At 74.6% G+C, this 18,871-nt stretch carries 17 protein-coding genes and 1 pseudogene; 10 read left to right on the forward strand and 8 right to left on the reverse strand.

Going from position 1 to position 18,871, the window contains the following annotated elements:
• Window positions 1-47: 47 nt before the first annotated feature.
• Window positions 48-905, reverse strand: a complete 858-nt coding sequence (locus ACWC97_RS15780; protein WP_352277912.1) for a PP2C family protein-serine/threonine phosphatase — start codon at window positions 903-905, stop codon at window positions 48-50.
• 213 nt (window positions 906-1,118) lie between these two features.
• On the opposite strand from ACWC97_RS15780, the gene ACWC97_RS15785 reads away from it, so the two are divergent.
• Entirely contained in the window at window positions 1,119-1,418 is a 300-nt protein-coding gene (locus ACWC97_RS15785; protein ID WP_352277914.1) for a DUF1876 domain-containing protein, read from the forward strand.
• A 39-nt stretch (window positions 1,419-1,457) separates the two neighbouring features.
• Here ACWC97_RS15785 and ACWC97_RS15790 read toward each other — a convergent pair whose 3' ends face one another.
• From ACWC97_RS15790 to ACWC97_RS15805, 4 genes are all read right to left on the reverse strand, one after another.
• The gene (locus ACWC97_RS15790) at window positions 1,458-3,161 is read right to left on the reverse strand and encodes an acyl-CoA dehydrogenase family protein (RefSeq protein ID WP_450649735.1); all 1,704 of its coding nucleotides are present in this window, start codon (window positions 3,159-3,161) and stop codon (window positions 1,458-1,460) included.
• 55 nt (window positions 3,162-3,216) lie between these two features.
• Window positions 3,217-3,834, reverse strand: coding sequence for a TetR/AcrR family transcriptional regulator (locus tag ACWC97_RS15795; protein ID WP_392279600.1), 618 nt, complete (start codon window positions 3,832-3,834; stop codon window positions 3,217-3,219).
• A 103-nt stretch (window positions 3,835-3,937) separates the two neighbouring features.
• Complete coding sequence (pgm, locus tag ACWC97_RS15800) at window positions 3,938-5,578, reverse strand: phosphoglucomutase (alpha-D-glucose-1,6-bisphosphate-dependent) (protein WP_450649737.1); 1,641 nt, start codon at window positions 5,576-5,578, stop codon at window positions 3,938-3,940.
• Between the two features lie 120 nt (window positions 5,579-5,698).
• A complete protein-coding gene (locus ACWC97_RS15805; RefSeq protein WP_450649739.1) occupies window positions 5,699-6,784 on the reverse strand; it encodes a HEAT repeat domain-containing protein in 1,086 nt (361 codons plus the stop codon).
• 63 nt (window positions 6,785-6,847) lie between these two features.
• Between ACWC97_RS15805 and ACWC97_RS15810 the strand changes: the two are divergent.
• From ACWC97_RS15810 to ACWC97_RS15820, 3 genes and pseudogenes are all read left to right on the forward strand, one after another.
• A pseudogene (locus ACWC97_RS15810) lies at window positions 6,848-7,006 on the forward strand (alpha/beta hydrolase); the annotation flags it as partial.
• A gap of 121 nt (window positions 7,007-7,127) precedes the next feature.
• Window positions 7,128-7,607 (forward strand): N-acetyltransferase family protein, encoded by a 480-nt coding sequence (locus ACWC97_RS15815; RefSeq protein ID WP_450649740.1) that lies wholly within the window; start codon window positions 7,128-7,130, stop codon window positions 7,605-7,607.
• Window positions 7,608-7,657: 50 nt separating this feature from the next.
• On the forward strand, window positions 7,658-7,975 hold the full coding sequence (locus ACWC97_RS15820) for a cupin domain-containing protein (protein WP_352277922.1): 318 nt from the start codon (window positions 7,658-7,660) through the stop codon (window positions 7,973-7,975).
• Here ACWC97_RS15820 and ACWC97_RS15825 read toward each other — a convergent pair.
• Entirely contained in the window at window positions 7,965-9,218 is a 1,254-nt protein-coding gene (locus tag ACWC97_RS15825) for an MFS transporter (RefSeq protein ID WP_450649742.1), read from the reverse strand. The genes ACWC97_RS15820 and ACWC97_RS15825 overlap by 11 nt on opposite strands.
• A 79-nt stretch (window positions 9,219-9,297) precedes the next feature.
• On the opposite strand from ACWC97_RS15825, the gene ACWC97_RS15830 reads away from it, so the two are divergent.
• Both ACWC97_RS15830 and ACWC97_RS15835 read left to right on the forward strand, forming a co-directional pair.
• Window positions 9,298-10,191, forward strand: coding sequence for a LysR family transcriptional regulator (locus tag ACWC97_RS15830; RefSeq protein WP_450649743.1), 894 nt, complete (start codon window positions 9,298-9,300; stop codon window positions 10,189-10,191).
• Window positions 10,192-10,299: 108 nt separating this feature from the next.
• Entirely contained in the window at window positions 10,300-11,235 is a 936-nt protein-coding gene (locus ACWC97_RS15835) for a carbohydrate kinase family protein (protein WP_352277925.1), read from the forward strand.
• Between the two features lie 6 nt (window positions 11,236-11,241).
• Here ACWC97_RS15835 and ACWC97_RS15840 read toward each other — a convergent pair whose 3' ends face one another.
• Window positions 11,242-12,534: a hypothetical protein gene (locus ACWC97_RS15840; protein WP_450649744.1), complete on the reverse strand. Its 1,293-nt coding sequence runs from the start codon at window positions 12,532-12,534 to the stop codon at window positions 11,242-11,244.
• 197 nt (window positions 12,535-12,731) lie between these two features.
• On the opposite strand from ACWC97_RS15840, the gene ACWC97_RS15845 reads away from it, so the two are divergent.
• The 4 genes from ACWC97_RS15845 (at window position 12,732) to ACWC97_RS15860 (ending at window position 17,630) form a co-directional block, all read left to right on the forward strand.
• Window positions 12,732-14,009: a beta-ketoacyl-[acyl-carrier-protein] synthase family protein gene (locus tag ACWC97_RS15845; protein ID WP_450649746.1), complete on the forward strand. Its 1,278-nt coding sequence runs from the start codon at window positions 12,732-12,734 to the stop codon at window positions 14,007-14,009.
• Window positions 14,010-14,022: 13 nt separating this feature from the next.
• Window positions 14,023-15,873 carry an acyl-CoA dehydrogenase family protein gene (locus tag ACWC97_RS15850; RefSeq protein WP_450649748.1) on the forward strand — a complete coding sequence of 617 codons (1,851 nt, stop codon included), beginning with the start codon at window positions 14,023-14,025 and terminating at the stop codon, window positions 15,871-15,873.
• 261 nt (window positions 15,874-16,134) lie between these two features.
• Entirely contained in the window at window positions 16,135-16,410 is a 276-nt protein-coding gene (locus tag ACWC97_RS15855; RefSeq protein WP_352277930.1) for an acyl carrier protein, read from the forward strand.
• Window positions 16,407-17,630: a beta-ketoacyl-[acyl-carrier-protein] synthase family protein gene (locus ACWC97_RS15860; RefSeq protein ID WP_450649750.1), complete on the forward strand. Its 1,224-nt coding sequence runs from the start codon at window positions 16,407-16,409 to the stop codon at window positions 17,628-17,630. Before ACWC97_RS15855 ends, ACWC97_RS15860 begins: the two co-directional genes overlap by 4 nt.
• 100 nt (window positions 17,631-17,730) lie before the next feature.
• On the opposite strand, the gene ACWC97_RS15865 is transcribed toward ACWC97_RS15860, so the two are convergent.
• Window positions 17,731-18,705 carry a PRC and DUF2382 domain-containing protein gene (locus ACWC97_RS15865; protein ID WP_352277933.1) on the reverse strand — a complete coding sequence of 325 codons (975 nt, stop codon included), beginning with the start codon at window positions 18,703-18,705 and terminating at the stop codon, window positions 17,731-17,733.
• Between the last annotated feature and the right edge of the window lie 166 nt (window positions 18,706-18,871).

An 18,871-nucleotide genomic window follows, 5' to 3' on the forward strand; every position in this document is an offset into this window, starting at 1 on the left:
CCCGGACAGGCGGCGGCCGCGTGACACGCCTGGGGGCGCCGGGCCGGTCAGGCCGCTCCGGACACGGCCGCCCGGCGGCCCGTGCCGGGCGCGGCGCCGTGGCGCACCACGAGCACGGCGGCGTCGTCCCGGTGCCCGGTCTGCCCGGCCGCCCGCAGCACCGTGTCGGCCAGCTCCCCGGCGCCGGAGCCGGCCCCCGCCCGCACCAGCCGGGTCACCGCTTCGAGGCCCTGGTCGATCGGGAACGAGGGGCCCTCCACCACCCCGTCCGTGACCAGCACGAACGCGCCCGGATCGGTCAGCCGCCGCCGGGTGACCGGATACCGCTCGCCAGCCTGGATGCCGAGCGGCAGCCCGCCCTCGTCGCTGGTCACCCCGGACCGGCCGTCGGTGGTGGCCCACACCGCGGCGACATGACCGGCCCGCGCGCTGTACAGCTCCCGCGACTCCGGGTCGAGCCGGACGAACGTACAGGTGGCGAAGAGCCCGGAGCCCGCCGAGACCAGCAGGTCGTTGGTCCGGGCCACCACCTCGCCGGGGTCCGTGGCCGTGGCGGAGATCGCCCGCATCGCGATCCGCACCTGGCCCATGAAGGCGGCTGCCTCGACGTCGTGGCCCTGGACGTCCCCGATGGCGAACGCCAGCGTCCCGTCCGGCAGCACGAACCCGTCGTACCAGTCGCCGCCGATGTCGAGGCCGCTGCGCGCCGGTGTGTACCGGGCGGCGGTCTGGAGTCCGGGGCGGGCGGGCAGCGAGGCCGGGAGCATGTCGCGCTGGAGGACCTCGGCCAGCTCCAGCCGCGCCCGGTGCAGCTCCACCTCGCGGCGGGCCCGGGAGGTCAGCTGCTGCAGGGTGGTGAGCAGCTCGTCGGAGCTCGCCGCACGGGGAGGCCGACGCCGGTTCATGGGCCGCTCCGCACCGCGCCCGTCCGTGCGGCGCACTCCGGGGCCGGTCGGCGCCCGCCCTCGCTGGACATCGTCATCCCGCATCCTATTTCGGCGGTGCCGTCCCCGCAGGGCGAGCGGGAACGCGCGGACCGGGCCGCCCGGGTGGATGCTGGGGACAGGACCGCGTCGAGGCGGCGCGACGCGACCGGGCGCGGTCGCAGGAGGTGTGCGATGACCCGCACGCAGGAGTGGCGGCTCCGTCTCGGCCTGACCGAGGACGACGGCACGACCAGGGCGGAGGCGGTCCTGGACACCGGTGCCGGGAAGGTCACCGGGCACGGGGTGGCCCACTGCAATCCGCAGGACGTGGACGTACCCGCCATCGGCGACGATCTCGCGGCCGGGCGGGCGATGAAGGACGTCGCCGCCCAGCTGATGAGGGCCGCCGACAAGGAGCTGGAGACCGTGGGCGGCGACCCCGCGACGGGCCCGGTGCCCCCGCCGTACGCCTGGCGCGACGCGACGGCCTGAGGCCGGGCCCGGGAACACCGCCCCGGGCCCGGTGGCGGCTCAGCCCTCCGCGCCGGAGTGCCGCTCCACGATCGCGGCGGTGGCCGTCCCGCGCGGCAGGACACCGTACTGGTGGCCGCGCTCCTCGCCCAGCCGGGCGGCGACGAACGCTTCGGCCGACGCCGAGGGCGCGTGGCGGAGCATCAGCGAGGCCTGGAGCGCCAGCGCCATGCCCTCCACCGAGGCACGCGCCCGCAACTGCGCCGCGACCGGATCCTTCAGGTTCTCGGCGAGTTCCCGCCGCACCCGGCCGACATGCGCGTCCAGCACGGAGCTGGCACCGGCCGTGGTCTCCAGCTCGGCCCAGAACGCGTCCAGCGCGTGCGGGGTCCGCCCGATGCCGCGCAGCACGTCGAGCGCGATGACGTTGCCCGACCCCTCCCACACCGCCATCACCGGCTGCTCGCGGTAGCGCCGGGCCAGCGGCCAGTCCTCGGTGTAGCCGTTGCCGCCCAGGCACTCCAGCGCCTCGTAGGCGTGGTGCGGACCGCGCTTGCAGATCCAGTACTTGGACACGGCGGTGGCCAGCCGCCGGAACAGCTCCTCGGACTCCCCGGCGCCGCTCTCGTACGCGTGCGCCAGCCGCAGCGAGGTCCAGGTCGCCGCCTCCGTCTCCAGCGCCAGATCGGCCAGGACCGCCGCCATGGCCGGCTGATCGACGAGCCGGGCGCCGAAGGCACTGCGGTGCCGGGCGTGCCAGATCGCCTCCGAGACCGACTGCCGCATGCCCGCGGTGGTGCCGAGCACGCAGTCCAGCCGGGTGTGGTTGACCATCTCGATGATGGTCGCCACGCCCCGGCCCGGCTCACCGGTCCGGACCGCCCAGGTGCCGTCGAACTCCACCTCCGAGGAGGCGTTCGACTTGTTGCCGAGCTTGTTCTTCAGCCGCTGGACGCGGAGGGTGTTGCGGGTGCCGTCGGGCAGCACGCGCGGCACCAGGAAGCAGGTCAGCCCGGCCTCCGCCTGGGCCAGCACCAGGAAGGCGTCCGACTGCGGGGCGGAGAAGAACCACTTGTGGCCGGTCAGGAGATGGGCCCGGCCCTCGGGGTCGGAGGCCACCGGGACGGCCCGGGTGGTGTTGGCCCGTACGTCGGAGCCGCCCTGCTTCTCCGTCATCCCCATGCCGAAGATCAGCCCGGACTTTTCGGCCGGGGCGATCGTCCGGGGGTCGTAGGAGCGGCTCAGCAGCCCCGGCAGCCACGCGCGCCCCACGTCCGGGTCGCGCTGGAGGACCGGGACCACGGCGTGCGACATGGACATCGGGCAGGCGTGGCCGGGCTCGATCTGCGCGAAGAGCATGAAGGACGCCGCCCGCGCCACCGCCGCCCCGGGCTTCGGGGCGGCCCAGCCCGCGGTGTGCGTGCCGTGCGCCACGGCCGCGCCGATGATCTCGTGGTACGCGGGGTGGAACTCGATCTCGTCGATCCGGTTGCCGAACCGGTCGTGGGTGCGCAGGACGGGCGGCGAGGTGTGGGCCAGCTCCGTGGCGTCCTGGAAGTCCCCGGAGCCGACCAGGGTGCCGATCGTGTGCAGGCGCGGCTCGTGCCAGCTGGCGCCGAAGGTCCGGACGGCTTCGGCGAGCGGCGCGTTGGTGCCGTACTCGTCGAGATCCCTGCGGGGCGGTGCCTGGTTGGTGACCTCGTGGGTGGGGTGCGGTGCGGGGGCCCCGGGGTGCGGGCCGGCCCGGTGCTCGGTGACGGTCATGGCGGTGCTCCTGTCCTGTTGCGTCGATGAGGGCGGGGCGTGCGGGGCCGGTCGTTCAGGCGGGCCGGGCGCCGACCGCCCTGAGGCACAGCGCGGTGAGGGCCTCCACGACCGGCTCCGCCTCCGCCCCGGCCCCCTCCCCGACCGGCGAGAGCGGGCCGAGCAACGCCTCGCCGACCGCGCCGATCACCGCGGCGGCCGACAACTCGACGTCCTGCGGCGGGAGTTCGCCCGTACGGATCCCGGTGGCGATGATGGTCCCGGCAAGTGCGTGATAGCCGCGCCGGTAGCCGAGCCGCTCCTCCTCGACGAGCGGGTCGACCGGCTCGGCCAGCAGCGCCCAGGCGGTACGCGGACTGCTCAGCGCGCGGTACGAGAAGACCTCGACCAGCGCCCGCAACTGCTCCCGGGCGCCGTCGCGGACCCGCACCGCCTCCCGCACCGCTTCGAGTTCATGACTCGCGACATGCCGGAAGACCGCGGCCAGCAACTCCTGCTTGGAGGCGAAGTGGTTGTACACGCTGCCGGTCGCGACACCGGCCCGCCGGGCGAGCGCGGAGACACTGGCCGCCGGGTACCCGCCCTCGGCGAGCAGCTGCCGCGCCGCGTCGAGGAGCCGTTCGCGGTGGGCGAGCCGGGTGGCCTCGGTACGGGCGGTGGCGCGGTAGGCCATGGTCTGAACCCCTATTCATATCTTGTGGTGTCCAGCCAAGCACTGTTCCCGGCCGGGCGCAACGGCCGGTTCCGGACCACCGGAACCGGCCGTCGCCCGGGGCTCAGGAGCCCAGCGCAGTGGCGACCACCGCCTTCGCCTCCTCCTGGACCCGGGAGAGGTGGTCGGCGCCGAGGAAGGACTCCGCGTAGATCTTGTAGACGTCCTCGGTCCCCGAGGGGCGGGCCGCGAACCAGGCGTTCTCCGTGGTCACCTTGATGCCCTCGATCGGCGCCCCGTTGCCGGGCGCCTCGGTCAGCACCGCCGTGACCGGCTCACCGGCCAGGGTGTCCGCGGTGACCTGCTCGGGGGAGAGGCGCGCGAGAACCGCCTTCTGCTCCCGGTCGGCCGGGGCGTCGATCCGCGCGTACGCCGGCTCGCCGAACCGGGCGGCGAGCTCCGCGTACCGCTCCGAGGGGGACGAGCCCGTCACCGCGAGGATCTCCGAGGCGAGCAGCGCCAGCAGGATGCCGTCCTTGTCGGTCGTCCACACCGAGCCGTCCTTGCGCAGGAACGACGCCCCGGCGGACTCCTCGCCGCCGAACCCGAGCGAACCGTCGGCCAGCCCGTCCACGAACCACTTGAATCCGACCGGGACCTCGACCAGCCGGCGGCCTAGACCGGCGGCGACCCGGTCGATCATCCCCGAGGAGACCAGCGTCTTGCCGACCCCCGTCGACTCCGGCCAGCGCTCTCGGTGCCGGTACAGGTAGTCGATGGCGACGGCCAGGTAGTGGTTCGGGTTCATCAGCCCGCCGTCCGGTGTCACGATGCCGTGCCGGTCCGCGTCGGCGTCGTTCCCCGTCGCGATCCGGAACCGGTCGCGCCGCTCGATCAGCGAGGCCATCGCGTACGGCGAGGAGCAGTCCATCCGGATCTTCCCGTCCCAGTCCAGCGTCATGAACCGCCAGGTGGGATCGGTCAGCGGATTGACCACCGTGAGGTCGAGCCGGTGCTGCTCGGCGATCCGGCCCCAGTACGCGACCGACGCCCCGCCCAGCGGATCGGCGCCGATCCGCACCCCGGCCGCCCGCACCGCGTCCAGGTCGAGCACCGCCGGAAGATCGGCCACGTAGCCGCCGAGGAAGTCGTACGTCCCGGTGGTCGACGCCGCACGCGCGCGGGCGTACGGCATCCTCCGCACCTCCTTCGACCCGGCGGCGATGATCTCGTTGGCCCGCCGCTGGATCCAGCCGGTGGCCTCGGACCCGGCGGGGCCGCCGTTCGGCGGGTTGTACTTGAACCCGCCGTCGCCCGGCGGGTTGTGGGAGGGCGTCACCACCACGCCGTCGGCGAACCGCTCCGTGCGGCCCCGGTTGTGGCCGAGGATCGCGTGCGAGACCGCCGGGGTCGGGGTGTAGCCGTCGGCCGGATCGAGCAGCACGGTCACGTCGTTGGCGGCGAACACCTCGACGGCGGTCACCCGGGCGGGTTCCGACAGCGCGTGGGTGTCGGCGCCGAGGAAGAGCGGCCCGTCGATGCCCTGGAGCGCCCGGTACTCGCAGATCGCCTGGCTGGTGGCGGCGATGTGGTCCTCGTTGAACGCGGTGGCCGTGGCCGAACCGCGGTGGCCGGAGGTGCCGAACGCCACCCGCTGGTCCGGGTCGGCCGGGTCCGGGTGCAGCGTGTAGTACGCCGTCACCAGCCGGGCCACATCGATGAGATCCTCGGGCCGGGCCGGTTGTCCGGCTCGCTCGTGCGGCATGCCTGCTCCTTGGTGTCGGTGGTCGCTCCGGTTGCTTCCGTCCCATTTTCCCGGGCCGCCCGCACCGTGCCGAGACCGCCCCGCCGGACGGCGGTCCGGCGACGGCCCCCGCCGCGCCGCCTACGCCGGGGACCCCGGGAGCCCGCCGGTCCGCGACCCGCCCGCGGCAGGACCGGCGAGGTCGGCCACCACCAGAGCGGCCGCCCGTGCCGGGTCGCCACCGGCGCGGGCGAGCAGCGCGGCCGCGTCGTACTCCGTACCGGCCGACTCCCGGTGACTCACCTTCAGCGCGTGCACCGACTCGTAGCGCGGTGACCGGAGCGCCGCGCCGAGATCCGGGCGCAGCCGCTCCAACTCCACGACGACCGCCCAGGCATCGGCCTCCATCCGGACCCGCCGCACCGGGTCGCAGGCCGCGGCGGCCCACTCGGCCCCGGCCGGATCGGGCCCGTAGGCGGCCAGCGCGGGCAGGAGTTCGGGGACGCCCAGGATCGCCGCCGCGTCGACGAGGAAGAGGCAGGATCCGTCGTCGGAGTCCAGCAGGTGCGCGATCAGCGGGACGGCCCGCGGGTCGTGCCGTCGGGCCAGCCCCCGGGCCCCCTCCTCCCGGACCGCGCCGTGCGTGTCGGTGGTGCACGTCCGGAGCGCGTCCCTGATGGCGGCGGTGTCCTGCTCCAGCTGGAACCCCAGCGTGAAGGCCGCCCATGCGCGGACCTCCGGGTCCTGGTCCCCGGTGAGCCGGATCAGCGCCCGGACGTCGGGCCCGTCGGGCAGGCCGCTGTCGACGGAGGCGAACTCCGAGGCGACGTCGCGCCGCAGACCGGCGTCCTCGTGTCCGGACAGCCGCACCAGCACGGGAACGGCGCGCGGGTCCCGCGTCCGGCCCAGGGCGTGGACGAGGGACGACAGCACACGGCGCTCCGTCTCCACCCCGGCCAGCGCCATCAGGGACATCGCCGCCCCGCCGCGCAAGGACTCGTGCGCCTCGGCCGCCTTTCCGGCCAGATCGCAGCCCGCCTCCCGCTCCAGGACACCGGCCGATCCCAGCAGCTCCGACGCGCAGTGCGCCACGGTCTCCGCGCTCGCCCCCTCCACCACCTCCTCGACCAGGGCCCAGTAGGCGTGCAGGTCCTCGTCCGCCCCCGAGTTCTCCGCCACCCGTGCCGCGGTCGTCAACCGCCCCCGTATTCCAGCCCCGTCGTCCATCCACGCATTCTCACACCGGGGACGGGCCGCGCGGGCCGGTGTCAGCCCGCGACCCCGGGCACGCGCGGCTCCCGGGTGCTCACCGTCGCCGACGGCGAGGGACACGGCGTCCTCTACGCGCCCGGCGGCGATTCCTGCGCGGACACGGCGGCCACGGCCTACCTGACCAGGGGCCGGCTCCCCGCCGAGGATGTGACCTGCCGGGCCGGGGCCGAGCGGTAGCCCGCCACGGCGCGCTTCCCGTCTCCCGAGGACCGGCCGAACCAGGCCCCCGCGGACCGGGTAGGTTCGGCCACGACGACGGGCGGCCCGCCGGGGTCGGCCGGACAGGAGGGGTGGAAAGGTGCCGAACGATTCCGTACCGGAGGACCGGGTGGTGCTCCGAGGGGCGACCGCGCAGGACGCCGGGCCGCTCACCCGGCTCTTCCTCGACTCGCGCGCCGCGGCCATGCCGTATCTGCCGAAGGTGCACAGCGACGAGGAGACCCTCGCCTGGATGACCCATGTGGTCCTGCCCGGCACCGCGGTGCGGATCGCCGAGACCGGGGCCGGCGAGCTGCTCGGTTTCTCCTCCGTGAACGGGACCGAGCTGGAACACCTCTACCTCCGTCCCGACGTACGGCGCCGGGGCATCGGTTCGCTGCTGCTGGCCGAGGCACGCGAGCGGGCGGCCGGGGAGCTCACGCTCCACGTCTTCCAGCGCAACACCGACGCCCGGGCCTTCTACGAGCGGCACGGATTCACCGCCGTCGCCTTCGACGACGGGAGCCGCAACGAGGAGGGGGAACCGGACGTCAGATACCGCTGGACGGCAGGCGGCTGACCGGCCGCGGCAGGATCGCGGCCGGGCGGACCCTGCGGCACAGTGGGCACATGGACGACCTGAACAGCCTCGCCGACGAGCACCTGACCGCGGCCCGCGCCTCCGCGCACGGCCGCAGCGCCCACCGTCTGCTGCACGAGGAGCCCCTGCGGCAGACCGTCATCGCCCTCACCGCGGGCTCCGCCCTCGACGAGCACAACGCCCCCGCCGCCGCCTCGCTCCAGGTGCTCCGCGGCCGGGTCCGGCTCACGGCGGCCTCCGGCGACGTGGAGCTGGGGGCCGGCGGGCTCCAGCCGATCCCGCAGGAGCGGCACGGGCTGCTGGCCCTGGAGGACGCCGTGGTGCTGCTGACCGCCGTCAACGAGTGACGGCACCGGGGCCGGGGGCCGCCCGGACCCGCTCCAGGACCCACACGGCCAGGCTGCCCGCGGCGAGCGCGCCGCCGAGCAGGCAGACACCGCTCCAGCCGGCCCGGGACCAGACCACCGAGGCGAGCGCGGCCCCGGCCGCCCCGCCCATGAAGAACAGCGTCATGAAGGCGGAGTTGATCCGGTTGCGGGCCTCCGGACGGAGCGCGTAGATCACGTTCTGACTGCTGTTGAGCCCGGCCTGCTGGGCGATGTTGAGCAGGATGACGCCCACCGTCAGCCAGAACAGCGAGGTCCCCCCGGCCAGCAGCGGCAGCCAGGCGAGCGTCAGGAGCAGGGCGGCCGTCGCCGAGACCGCCTGCACCCGGCCCCGGTCGCCGAGCCGCGCCGCGATGTTCATACCGATCACCCCGATGACCCCCACCAGACCGAACCCCCCGATGGCGGCCGCGTTCCAGCCGAAGGGGGAACCGGCCAGCAGGAAGGTCAGCGAGGTCAGCTGCACGCTGTACGAGGCCATGGAGAACGCGCCGAAGGCGGCCCGGCGGCGCAGCACGGGCTCCTCGCGCAGCAGCGCCAGCGTGGAGCGCAGCAGTCCGGTGTACGGGATCGAGGCCGTGCCGCCCGGCCGGGGCAGCCGGGGCAGCCGACGGTGCAGGAGCACCGCCATGACGGCCATGAGCGCGGCGTTCACCCAGTACACGGTCCGCCAGCCGCCCAGTTCGGCGAGCGCGCCTGCGGCCATCCGCCCGACCAGTCCGCCGAGCAGCACCCCGGACATCACGATGCCGACGACGCGGCCGCGCTCGGCCGGGGCGGCGAGCGTCGCCGCGAACGGCACCACCACCTGCGCCCCGACCGAGGTCAGCGCGGTCAGCAGGGTCCCCGCGACGAGCAGCGGCCCGGTCGGCGCGGCGGCCGTCGCCAGCAGGAAGAACGAGGTGAGGGCGAACAGCCCCACCGCGAGCCGCCGCCGGTCCAGGACGTCCCCGAGCGGGACGAGGAGGATCAGCCCCAGAGCGTAACCGGCCTGGGCGGCGGTGACGATGAGTCCGGCCGCGGTCGGCCCCAGGTCCAGACGGGCCTGGATGACGTCGAGGAGCGGCTGCGCGAAGTAGTTGCCCGCGCAGGAGAGGGCGGCGGCGAGCGCCATCAGCAGAACCAGGCCGCGTCCGAGGGCGGGCGGTCGGGAGGAAGTGCCGGGGACGGCCCGGCCGGGGATTTCCTGAGTGGTGTGAGCCATGCGCCCAGCTTCCGGGAGCCACCATCCATGAGTCCAACACATGTTTTTCATTTCATCGATCGTGATTCACGATGGACGCATGGAACTTCAGCAGATGCGCTACGTCGTCGCGGTCGCGGAACTCGGCAGCTTCACCCGCGCCGCGCAGCGGTGCCTGGTCGTCCAGTCGGCGCTGAGCCATCAGATCGCCCGGCTGGAGAAGGACCTGGGCGCCCGGCTCTTCGACCGCACCAGCCGCCGGGTCCGACTCACCGCGGCGGGCGAGGCGTTCCTCCCGCAGGCCCGCCAGGCGCTCGACGCGGCGGAGCGGGCCCGCGCCGAGGTCGCGGCGACGGCGGGGGAGGTGCGCGGCCGTCTGGCGGTCGGGGTCATCCCGACCGTCTCCTCGGTCGACGTCCCGGCCGCGCTGCGGGCGTTCCACCTGCGCCACCCGCAGGTACGGATCGTGCTGCGCGAGGGGGCCAGCAAGGACCTCGTCCAGGAAGTGCGGGACGGGACGGTCGACGTGGCGTTCCTGGGCGTGCTGCCGAGCTACCGCCCCACGGGGGTGAACGACCACGAGCTGAGCACCGGCGAACTGGTCGCCGTCGTGGCCCCCACCCATCCGCTCGCCGCGGAGCGGCAGGTGGACCTCGCCCGGCTGGCGCGGGAGCTCTTCGTCGACTATCCGGACGGCACCGCGGCCCGCGCGCAGTCGGAGGAGGCGTTCGCCGCCCACGGACTCACCCGCGAGGTGGCCTGCGAGGTCAACGGCACCGACTTCATCGTCCGGCTGGTCCGCAGCGGCCTCGGCATCGCCCTGCTCCCGTCCGCCTTCGCGGCGGAACTGACCGGTGTCAGCGTGCTGTCCGTCGACGGAGCCCCGGCCCGCACGGAACGCCTGGTCTGGAGCCGCTTCCGGCCCACCCCGGCCGCCGCCGCGTTCCTGACCGGACTCGGCGTCGGCCCCGGCGACGGGGCGGGGGACCGGTGACGCCGCCACCGGGCCGCGTCCCCGCGCACGGCAGGATCGGGGGGAACGGCCCCGGGCACCCGGCCGGCCGGGACACGTACACCAGCGCACGGTAGGAGACCCCACCCCATGCTCGACGGATTCGACCTGCTGGTCATCGGCGAGTGCGTCGCCGACATCGTCCGGCGGCCCGGCCTGGCCGACCGGGTCCACCCGGGCGGCAGCCCGGCCAACGTCGCCCACGGCCTGGCCCGGCTCGGCCACCCCACCACCCTGCTCACCCAGCTCGGGCCCGACGCCCACGGCCGGCTGATCCGGGACCATCTCGCCGGGGCGGGCGTCGAGGTCCGCACCGACGGCGCCACGGCCGCCACCCCGTCCGCCGCCGTGACCCTGGACGGGACGGGCCGGGCCACGTACACCTTCGACATCGGCTGGACGCTCGGCCCGGTCGCCCCGGAGCGGCCGCCGCACCACGTCCACACCGGTTCCGTCGCCGCCGTGCTGGAACCGGGCGGGGACACCGTCGTCGGCGCCGTCGAGTCGCTGCGGACCACCGCCACCGTCAGCTACGACCCCAATGTGCGCCCCGCGCTGATGGGGGACCGGGACGTCGCCCTCCGCCGGGTCGAGCGGTGCGTCGCGCTCAGCGACGTGGTCAAGGCCAGCGACGAGGACCTGGACTGGCTGTACCCCGGCGAGGAGCCGGAGCGGGTCGCCGAGCGGTGGCGGGCGAGCGGCCCGGCGCTCGTCCTGGTCACCCGGGGCGGCGACGGGGCGCTGGCGGTGTGGTCCGGCGGGCGGGAGGCGATCGCCGCGCTCCCCGCCGAGGTCGTCGACACCGTGGGGGCGGGCGACGCCTTCATGTCCGGCACCCTGCACGCCCTCGCCGCGCACGGGCTGCTCGGCGCGGCCGCCCGGGAGCGGCTGCGCCGGGCCGACCGGGCCCTGGTCGCCGACGTCCTGCGGTACGCGGCGGCCTCGGCGGCGGTGACCGTGGCCCGGGCGGGCGCCAACCCGCCGGACGCGGCGGAGCTGCGGGCGGCGCTGGGGCCCGCCCGGTAGCCCGGATCAGCCGGTCACGGTGGGGCGCGGGCCGCTGTCGTCGTCGAGGAACTCGACGACGGCGAGCGCGAACAGGGCGCACAGCGCGATCCACACCGTGACCAGTCCGGTCGGCCGGTCCCACACCAGCAGGACCGCGCCGGCCACCACGACCACCGTCCAGTTCAGCGGGCGCCGGGCGCGGTGCACCCACCGGCCGACCGGGCCGCCGGTGAACCCGGCCGCCTCCCGCACCGCTCCGATGCCGCCGCTCCACACCGCCGTCACCCGGGTCGCGGCACGGCCCCTACCGGTGAGCCACGCGGCGAGGGCCACCACGACGCCCAGCGTGACGACCAGCCGCACCAGCACCCGCATGGGTCCGGCCAGCGCGTCGAAGACCGCACCGGCGGCGGGCCGGGACACCCCGGAGGGCAGGCTGTCGAGGTAGAAGGCCCGGCCCAGCCACAGGGCCAGCCCCAGCACCGCCGCGCCCGCCCCCACGGCCAGCGCCGTCGCGACCAGCGCGCGCCGCCGGCGAACCGAGAGGAGCACCCCGCCCGCCGCCAGTGCCAGGGTGACCGGCGGCAGCCAGAGGCCGATGAGCTGGAGGGCCCGGAACCACATCGTCGCCCTGCCCACCGACGGGGCGGTGAGCACGGTGAAGTCGGTGTGGACGGCGGGGAGTTTCGCCGCCGCCTTCAGTCCCCGGTCGACGAGCCGTTGTTTCACCTGGTCGACGACGGGCGCGAGATCGACGGTGACGGTGTCGTCCGTGATCCGTACCGCTCCCTCCCGGCTCCCGGACAGGGCCTTCACCGCGGCGGACTGGGAGGCCCGGTTGAGATCGGTCCAGATCCTGGCGAAGGCGTCGCCGGAGACGAACCTCTCCACCGTCCCGTGCACGAACCCGGTGATGCCCGTGGTGAGGGGGCCGCTCAGCGTCGCCAGCGCCCGGTCGAGCGCGGGCCGGTCCGCGGGCGCCACATCGGCCAGCAGCGTCTTCACGTCCAGGTGCTGCATGACCGCGCCGGTGACGCGGTCGGTCACCGCCGCCCGCACCTCCGGGTCGGAGGCCAGCGGCGCCATCATCGCGACGTAGTTGCCGGTGTCGCCGATCTGGTTCTTCGCCCAGGTGGACACGATGCCCAGCGGGGTCAGGACGGTGGCGACGAGCACGAGCAGCACCGCGAGGGCCGACCGCGCACGGGGCGGGCGGTGCCGCGCGCCCCCGGCCTCCAGCGCTGCCACCCTGGCCCGCAGCGCCGCCAGTTCGCCGTCGTCCGGGGAGGGGCCGGCCCGGTCGTGCTCCGCTTCCATCCCTCCACCTGACGGCCTTCCGGGACGGGGCGCGTGGCGGGCTGCTGCGGATGGCGGAACGCGGTCACCACGGCGTGCGCCCCGGGACACGCGCCGGGCGAAGAAATGACCCGATCGGCTCATTGGCCGCATCCTCACCGGGGCTACGACCGTTCGACCACCAGTAGGGGTGATCGATTACAGCGGAGGGGGCGGAGATGACACGGGTCGGTGCGGACGTGGCGGTGACGGGACTGGGGCTGGTGACTCCGGTGGGGGTGGACGAGGACGCCTTCTGGGACGGGCTGTGCGCCGGGGTCTCCACGGCCCGTCGCTGCGAGGAACTGGCCGGTCTGCCGGTCGACTTCGGCTGCCCGGTGGACGGCGTCGACCTGGACGAGGCGATCGGCGGGCGTTCGGTCTGGCGGATGGCGAGGTTCGTGAAGATGGCGCTGCTCGCCGCCCGCCGGGCGGTGGCGGACGCCGGCCTGTCGCCGGACCGGTGGGACGGCGACCGGGTCGGGGTGGTGCTCGGGGTCGGGGTCGGCGGGGTGTCCGCGCTCGTCGACAACGTGCGCAGGCTCGACGGCGGCGGGGCGGAGGCGGTGTCACCGCTCCTGGTCCCGATGATGATGCCCAACGCGGCGGCCGGGGAGGTGGCCATCGCGCTGCGGGCGTACGGCCCGAGCCTGGCCCCGGCGACCGCCTGCGCCTCCGGGGCGACCGCCCTCGCACTCGCCCGCGACCTGCTGCTGGACGGCCGGTGCGACGTGGTGGTGGCGGGCGGCGCGGACGCCGTGCTCACCCCGCTGGTGGTGAGCGCCTTCGCCGGAATGGGGGCGCTCTCCCGGCGCACCGGCGATCCGGCGGGGGCCTCGCGGCCGTTCGCCGAGGACCGGGACGGGTTCGTGATCGGCGAGGGGGCCGGCGTACTGGTGCTGGAGCGGCCGGCCGACGCCCTCGCCCGGGGCGGCCGCCCGCGCGCCCTGCTGACCGGCGCCGGTTCCGCCACCGACGCCCACCACCCCACCGCCCCCGACCCGTCCGGGGGCGGGGCCCGCAAGGCCGTCACGGCCGCGCTGAACGAGGCCGGCTGGAGGCCCGACCAGGTCGACCACATCAACGCGCACGGCACCGCCACCCCGCTGAACGACGCGATGGAGGCCGCGCTCATCGCCGGGCTCTTCCCGCACCGCCCCTCGGTGACCGCCCCGAAGGGCGTGCTCGGGCACACCCTCGCGGCGTCCGGAGCGATCGAGGCGGCCGCCTGCGTGCTGACCCTGGAGCGCGGGACCGTACCGCCGATCGCCAACCTGGGCGCGGCGTCGGAGGAGTTCGATCTCGACTGCGTGACCGGCGGGGCCCGGTCCCAGGAGGTCGAACGGGTGCTCAGCCACTCCTTCGGATTCGGCGGGCACAACGTCGTCCTCGCCCTGCGGCGGTTCGGCACGGACCATCCGTCGCCCTCGGACCGGGGTGTCCTCGACAATGCTTGATCGTTCTATTTTCATGACCGCAGCGACCGACCACACCTCCGCAGAACGGACCAGGGACCTCCTCACCGGTGTGCTACTCGGCGACGAATTCCACCGGGAGCACGGTTTCTGGCAGCGGCTGATCCGTACCGAACCCTTCCGCAGCCCGTGGCGCGGCTCCACCGAGGAGGAACGCCGGGCCCTCGCGTACGAGCGGCTGCGCCACCTCAACGACAGCCTGGAGGGCGAGGCCCCGCCGACCGGTGCCCGCGCGCTGGCCGCTCTGCACGAGTGGCTGGGCCCGGTGGACCCGGCGCTGACCACGGTGGCGGGCATCCACTACAACCTCTTCCTCGGCAGCCTCCTCGACCACGGCGGTGAACACCGCCGCGACCTCTCGGACTTCCTGCGGCTGCGGCGCGTCGGCACGTTCCTCTGCACGGAGGTGGCGCACGGCAACGACGCGGTCGCCGTCGAGACCACGGCCGAGTACGACCGCGAGCGCGACGGCTTCGTCCTGAGCACCCCGCACGCCGGGGCGCAGAAGTTCATGCCCAACACCAGCCCGTGCGGCGGCCCCAAGTCCGGACTGGTGGCCGCGCGCCTCCTCGTCGACGGCCGTGAACACGGTGTCTTCCTCTTCCTGGTGCCGCTCACCGACGAGGCGCGGACCCTGCCCGGCGTACGCGTGCGGCTGCTGCCAACCCGTACCGGCAGCCCGGTCGACCACTGTCTGACCTCCTTCGACCGGGTGTTCGTGGACCGCACCGCGCTCCTGGACGGGGAGCACGGCCGGATCGGCGAGGACGGGGAGTTCAGCAGCGCCGTCGCCAACCGCAGGCGCCGCTTCCTCGCGTCGATCGGGCGGGTCACCTCCGGCAAGATCTCGATGACGGCCTGCGCGGTCGGCTGCGCGCGCGCGGCGCTCGCCGTCGCCGTCCGCTACGGGGGCCACCGCCTCATCTCCGGCCCCCGGGGCTCGGACCGGGTGCCGGTGATCGCGCACCGCAGCCACCACGGGCCGCTCGCCTCGGCGATGGCCACCGTCTTCGCGATGAGCCTGCTGCACCGCCGGGCCCTGGACCGCTGGGAGGCGGAGGGGCCGGGGGAGGAGGCGGAGCGGCTGGTCGCCGTCGCCAAGGGCTGGGTCACCTGGGAGGCCAGGTCGGTGATCGTGGAGTGCCGGGAACGCTGCGGCGCCCAGGCGCTCCTGGAGCACAACGGGCTGAGCGAACTCCTGACCGGGATCGAGGGCGCCATCACCGCCGAGGGGGACAACCTCGCCATCCACGCCAAGGCCGCCGCCGAGATGCTCTTCGCCACCGCCCCGGCCGGCCCCGGTCATCTCCCCGGGCCGGGCGCACTCGACGATCCCGGCTTCCTCGGGCGGCTGCTCGCCCGGCTGGAGGGGATCTGGTTCGACCGGGCCCGTGAGCGGATGCGCCTGGTCCCGCACGGCGACCCGCTGGCGCGCTGGAACGCGGCCTCCGGGCCCGCGCTGCGCGGCGTCGAGGCGCACGCCCAGCGCCAGGCCGCCGAAGCGTACGCCCGGGCGGTGGCCGCGCTCCCCGAGGGACCCGCCAGGGAACGGCTCGGCGCGCTGCAACGGCTCTTCGCGCTCGAACGGATCGCCCGCGCCGGTGGCGATCTGCTGGCGGCGGGGCTGCTGACCGCCGATCAGGTCGACGGGCTGCCGGACCGGCTGGAGGAGCTGACCGCGGAGATCGCCCCGCACCTGCCCGAGCTGGCCGAGTCCTTCGCGCTGCCGCCGGAGGTGCTTGCCGACTGGCCCATCGCCCGCCCCGACTACGTGGACGCCTACGACGATCCGGAGGCCCCGTGGCGGCCGGACACGGACGGGGCGCCGTCCTCCGAGGAGCGGTGAGAACCATGAACCTAAGGAGAACAACCGTGCGTGGCAGTCGGGTCGGAGAGGCGATCGGAGCCGTCGGCGTCCGCTTTGTCCTATTGGCGTACTGGAGTGCGACGGCCGTGCTGGCCCGCTGGTGCGAGGGGTGTGAGGAGAACGGTGCCGAATCGGTTCGGCGCAAGGCGTAACTGGACGCACTCCATCCAGTTGATCCGGCGTCGGGATGGTTTCGCCGCCGTCCCGGCAGTCCTTACCGAACGATGGAAAGAAAGAAACATGAGTACGATTCACCCGAGGATCGCCGAGGTGCTGACGCAGACCTTCAAAGTGCCCGCCGCGGAGATCCACCCGAGTTCCACCATGGACAGCCTGGAGATGGACTCCCTCGCCGTCGCAGAGTTCGCCGTGCTCATCAGGGAGGCGACCGGCTGCGACCGGGAGTTCGAGCAGTTCCCCAAGGGCGCCACACTGGCCGACATCACCCGGTTCATGGACGCGGCGGCCGGCGGGGTCCGGCTGGGCGGCGAGGCAGCGATGAGCAAGGCCCGATGAGCAGGCCGGACATCGCCATCACCGGTCTGGGCATGATCACCCCGGTCGGCAACGACACCGAATCGACGTGGCGGGGGGTGTGCGCGGGCGTGTCGCCGGCGCGTACCGTCGCCGGGCTCGAAGGGTGCGCGATCGACTTCGCCTGCGTGGTCGACGGCATCGACCTGGACGCCGCGATCGGCGGCCGGGCGGCCTTCCGTATGGGGAAGTACGTCAAGCTCGCCATCCTCGCCGCCAGGGAGGCGGTCGCCGATGCCGGGCTCGATCCGGCACGGTGGGACGGCACCCGGGTCGCGGTGATCGTCGGCACCAGCAGCGGAGGATCCACCTCGCTGACCGAGCAGGCCGTGGTGCTCGACCGGCTCGGGGCCGGAGCGACCTCGCCCTCGGCGATCCTGCTCACCATCCCGAACATGCCCGCCGCCGAGATCGCGATCCAGATGAAGGCCACCGGGCCGAGCATGGCCCCGTGCACCGCCTGCTCGTCCGGCGTCACCGCGCTGTCCGTCGCCCGCGACCTGCTGGTCAGCGGACAGTGCGACATCGCGCTCGCCGGGGCCACCGAGTCGATCGTCTACCCGGTCGCGATGGCGGGGTTCGCCAGGTCCGGTGCCGGCGCGCAGCGGGACGGGGACCCGGCCGGGCTGTGCCGCCCCTTCGCGGCCGACCGGGCCGGACTGGTGCTGGGCGAGGGCGCCGCCGTCATGGTCCTGGAACGGGCGGACGATGCCCGGACCCGGGGCGCGGCCCCCCGGGCCCTGCTCGCGGGCACTGGTGCCACCACCGACGCCCACCACCCCATCAGTCCCCACCCCTCCGGGCGGATCGCCCAGGCGGCGGTGGAGGCCGCACTGCGCGACGCGGGCTGGGCCGCCGAGGACGTCGACCACGTCAACGCGCACGGCACGGCGACCACGGCCAACGACGCCATGGAGGCCGCCCTGATCTCCCGCGTCTTCCCGCACCGGCCGCCCGTCACCGCCCCCAAGGGTGTTCTCGGGCACTGCATGGGGGCGGCCGGGGCGATCGAGACCGGGCTCACCGTCCTCGCGCTCCAGCGGGGCGTCGTGCCCCCGATCGCCAACCTCGACGCCCCGTCGCCCGAGTTCGACATCGACTGCGTCGTCAAACAACCGCTGCGGCAGCCCATCCGGCGGGCCGTCAGCCACTCCTTCGGATTCGGCGGACACAACGCCGTGATCGCTCTCCAGCGTCCGTAGGCATCCGGCAGGTGGTGCGACGGGGGGAACACCGCCCGGCGTACCACCGGCCACCCCCCCCGTGCACCACCCGCGGAAACGTGCGGACCGGAGGGCCGGATCAGCGGCGGCGGCCGCGACCGAAGTCGCCGCCCATGCCCTTTCCGGGTATGTCCGTGCCGTCCGCGTAGTCGATCTGCTCCTTGCGCAGCTCCGCGGAGACCTCCTTCTGCTCGGTCACCTTCCTGGTCTCCATCCGCACCCGCTCGACGGGCACGGTCTCCTTGCTGGTGGTCGCGCGCTCCGCGTGCAGGGTGACCTCCACGTCCTGCTCGCGGATGTCCGGGTGCTGCGCCGCCGTCTTCTCGTCGGGGCGGAGCGGTTCCCGGATCAGCCGTACCTCCTCGTGCGTCACCGGCACGGTCCGGGTCACGTTCTCCGTGACGACGTACTTGTGGAGGCGTGCCCTACCGCTCTCGTACTCCTCGGTGCCGACGTGCAGCTGTTCCTCGGAGCGGATCATCTCGCCCTTGCCGCCCGGCTCGCCGGCGGAGCGCATGGGGCCCGCTCCGGCACCGGCCAGGGGACGGGAGGTCGCGGCCGTCCCGGTGGTCTCGTGGTGCATCGGCCGGCCGGGGGTGCCGGTCGCCCCGGGCATTCCGGTCGGCGTGGTCCTGCCGGTCCCGGTGGTGCCGGCCGCGCCCATGGCCGTGGTGCCCGTACCGGTGCCGGTCGCGGTGTCCGTGCGGCCGCGGGGCCTCATGGCGGTGGTGTTCCTGGGCAGACCGTAGTGGTCGTACAGCTCCTCCTCCTCGGCCACGGACAGATGCGCGTCCGCGTCCACCCGGGGCGCGTCCTTGACACGGGTCTTCGGGTGCGAGATGTGCAGATCGGAACCCACCCGGCGGGCCCCGGCCAGCGGGACGAAACTCTCCTTCATGCCGAACAGGCCGGTCTTGACCGTGATCCAGTCCGGCCGGCCCGTGTTGTCGTCGACGTACACCCGGCCCACGGTGCCGACCTTCTCACCGTCGGTGTCGTACACCGTCAGGCCGTCGAGTTCTCCGGAATCCGTGAAACCGTCAGCGGCTGCCATGGTCGATTCCTCCTCCTCCGGGCGCGTCCTGCGGCGGGGGCCGCCAGGGGAGGCGCGTCCGTACTCCATCGCGCCTCACCCGGATGGACGGTGCAACCGGGTGAGGCGCCGCTCCCGCCGTCCGCCGTCCGCCCGGTCCGCGACGGCGGCCCGCGACGGGCTTGGA

The sequence above is a fragment of the Streptomyces sp. NPDC001108 genome, assembly GCF_053598535.1.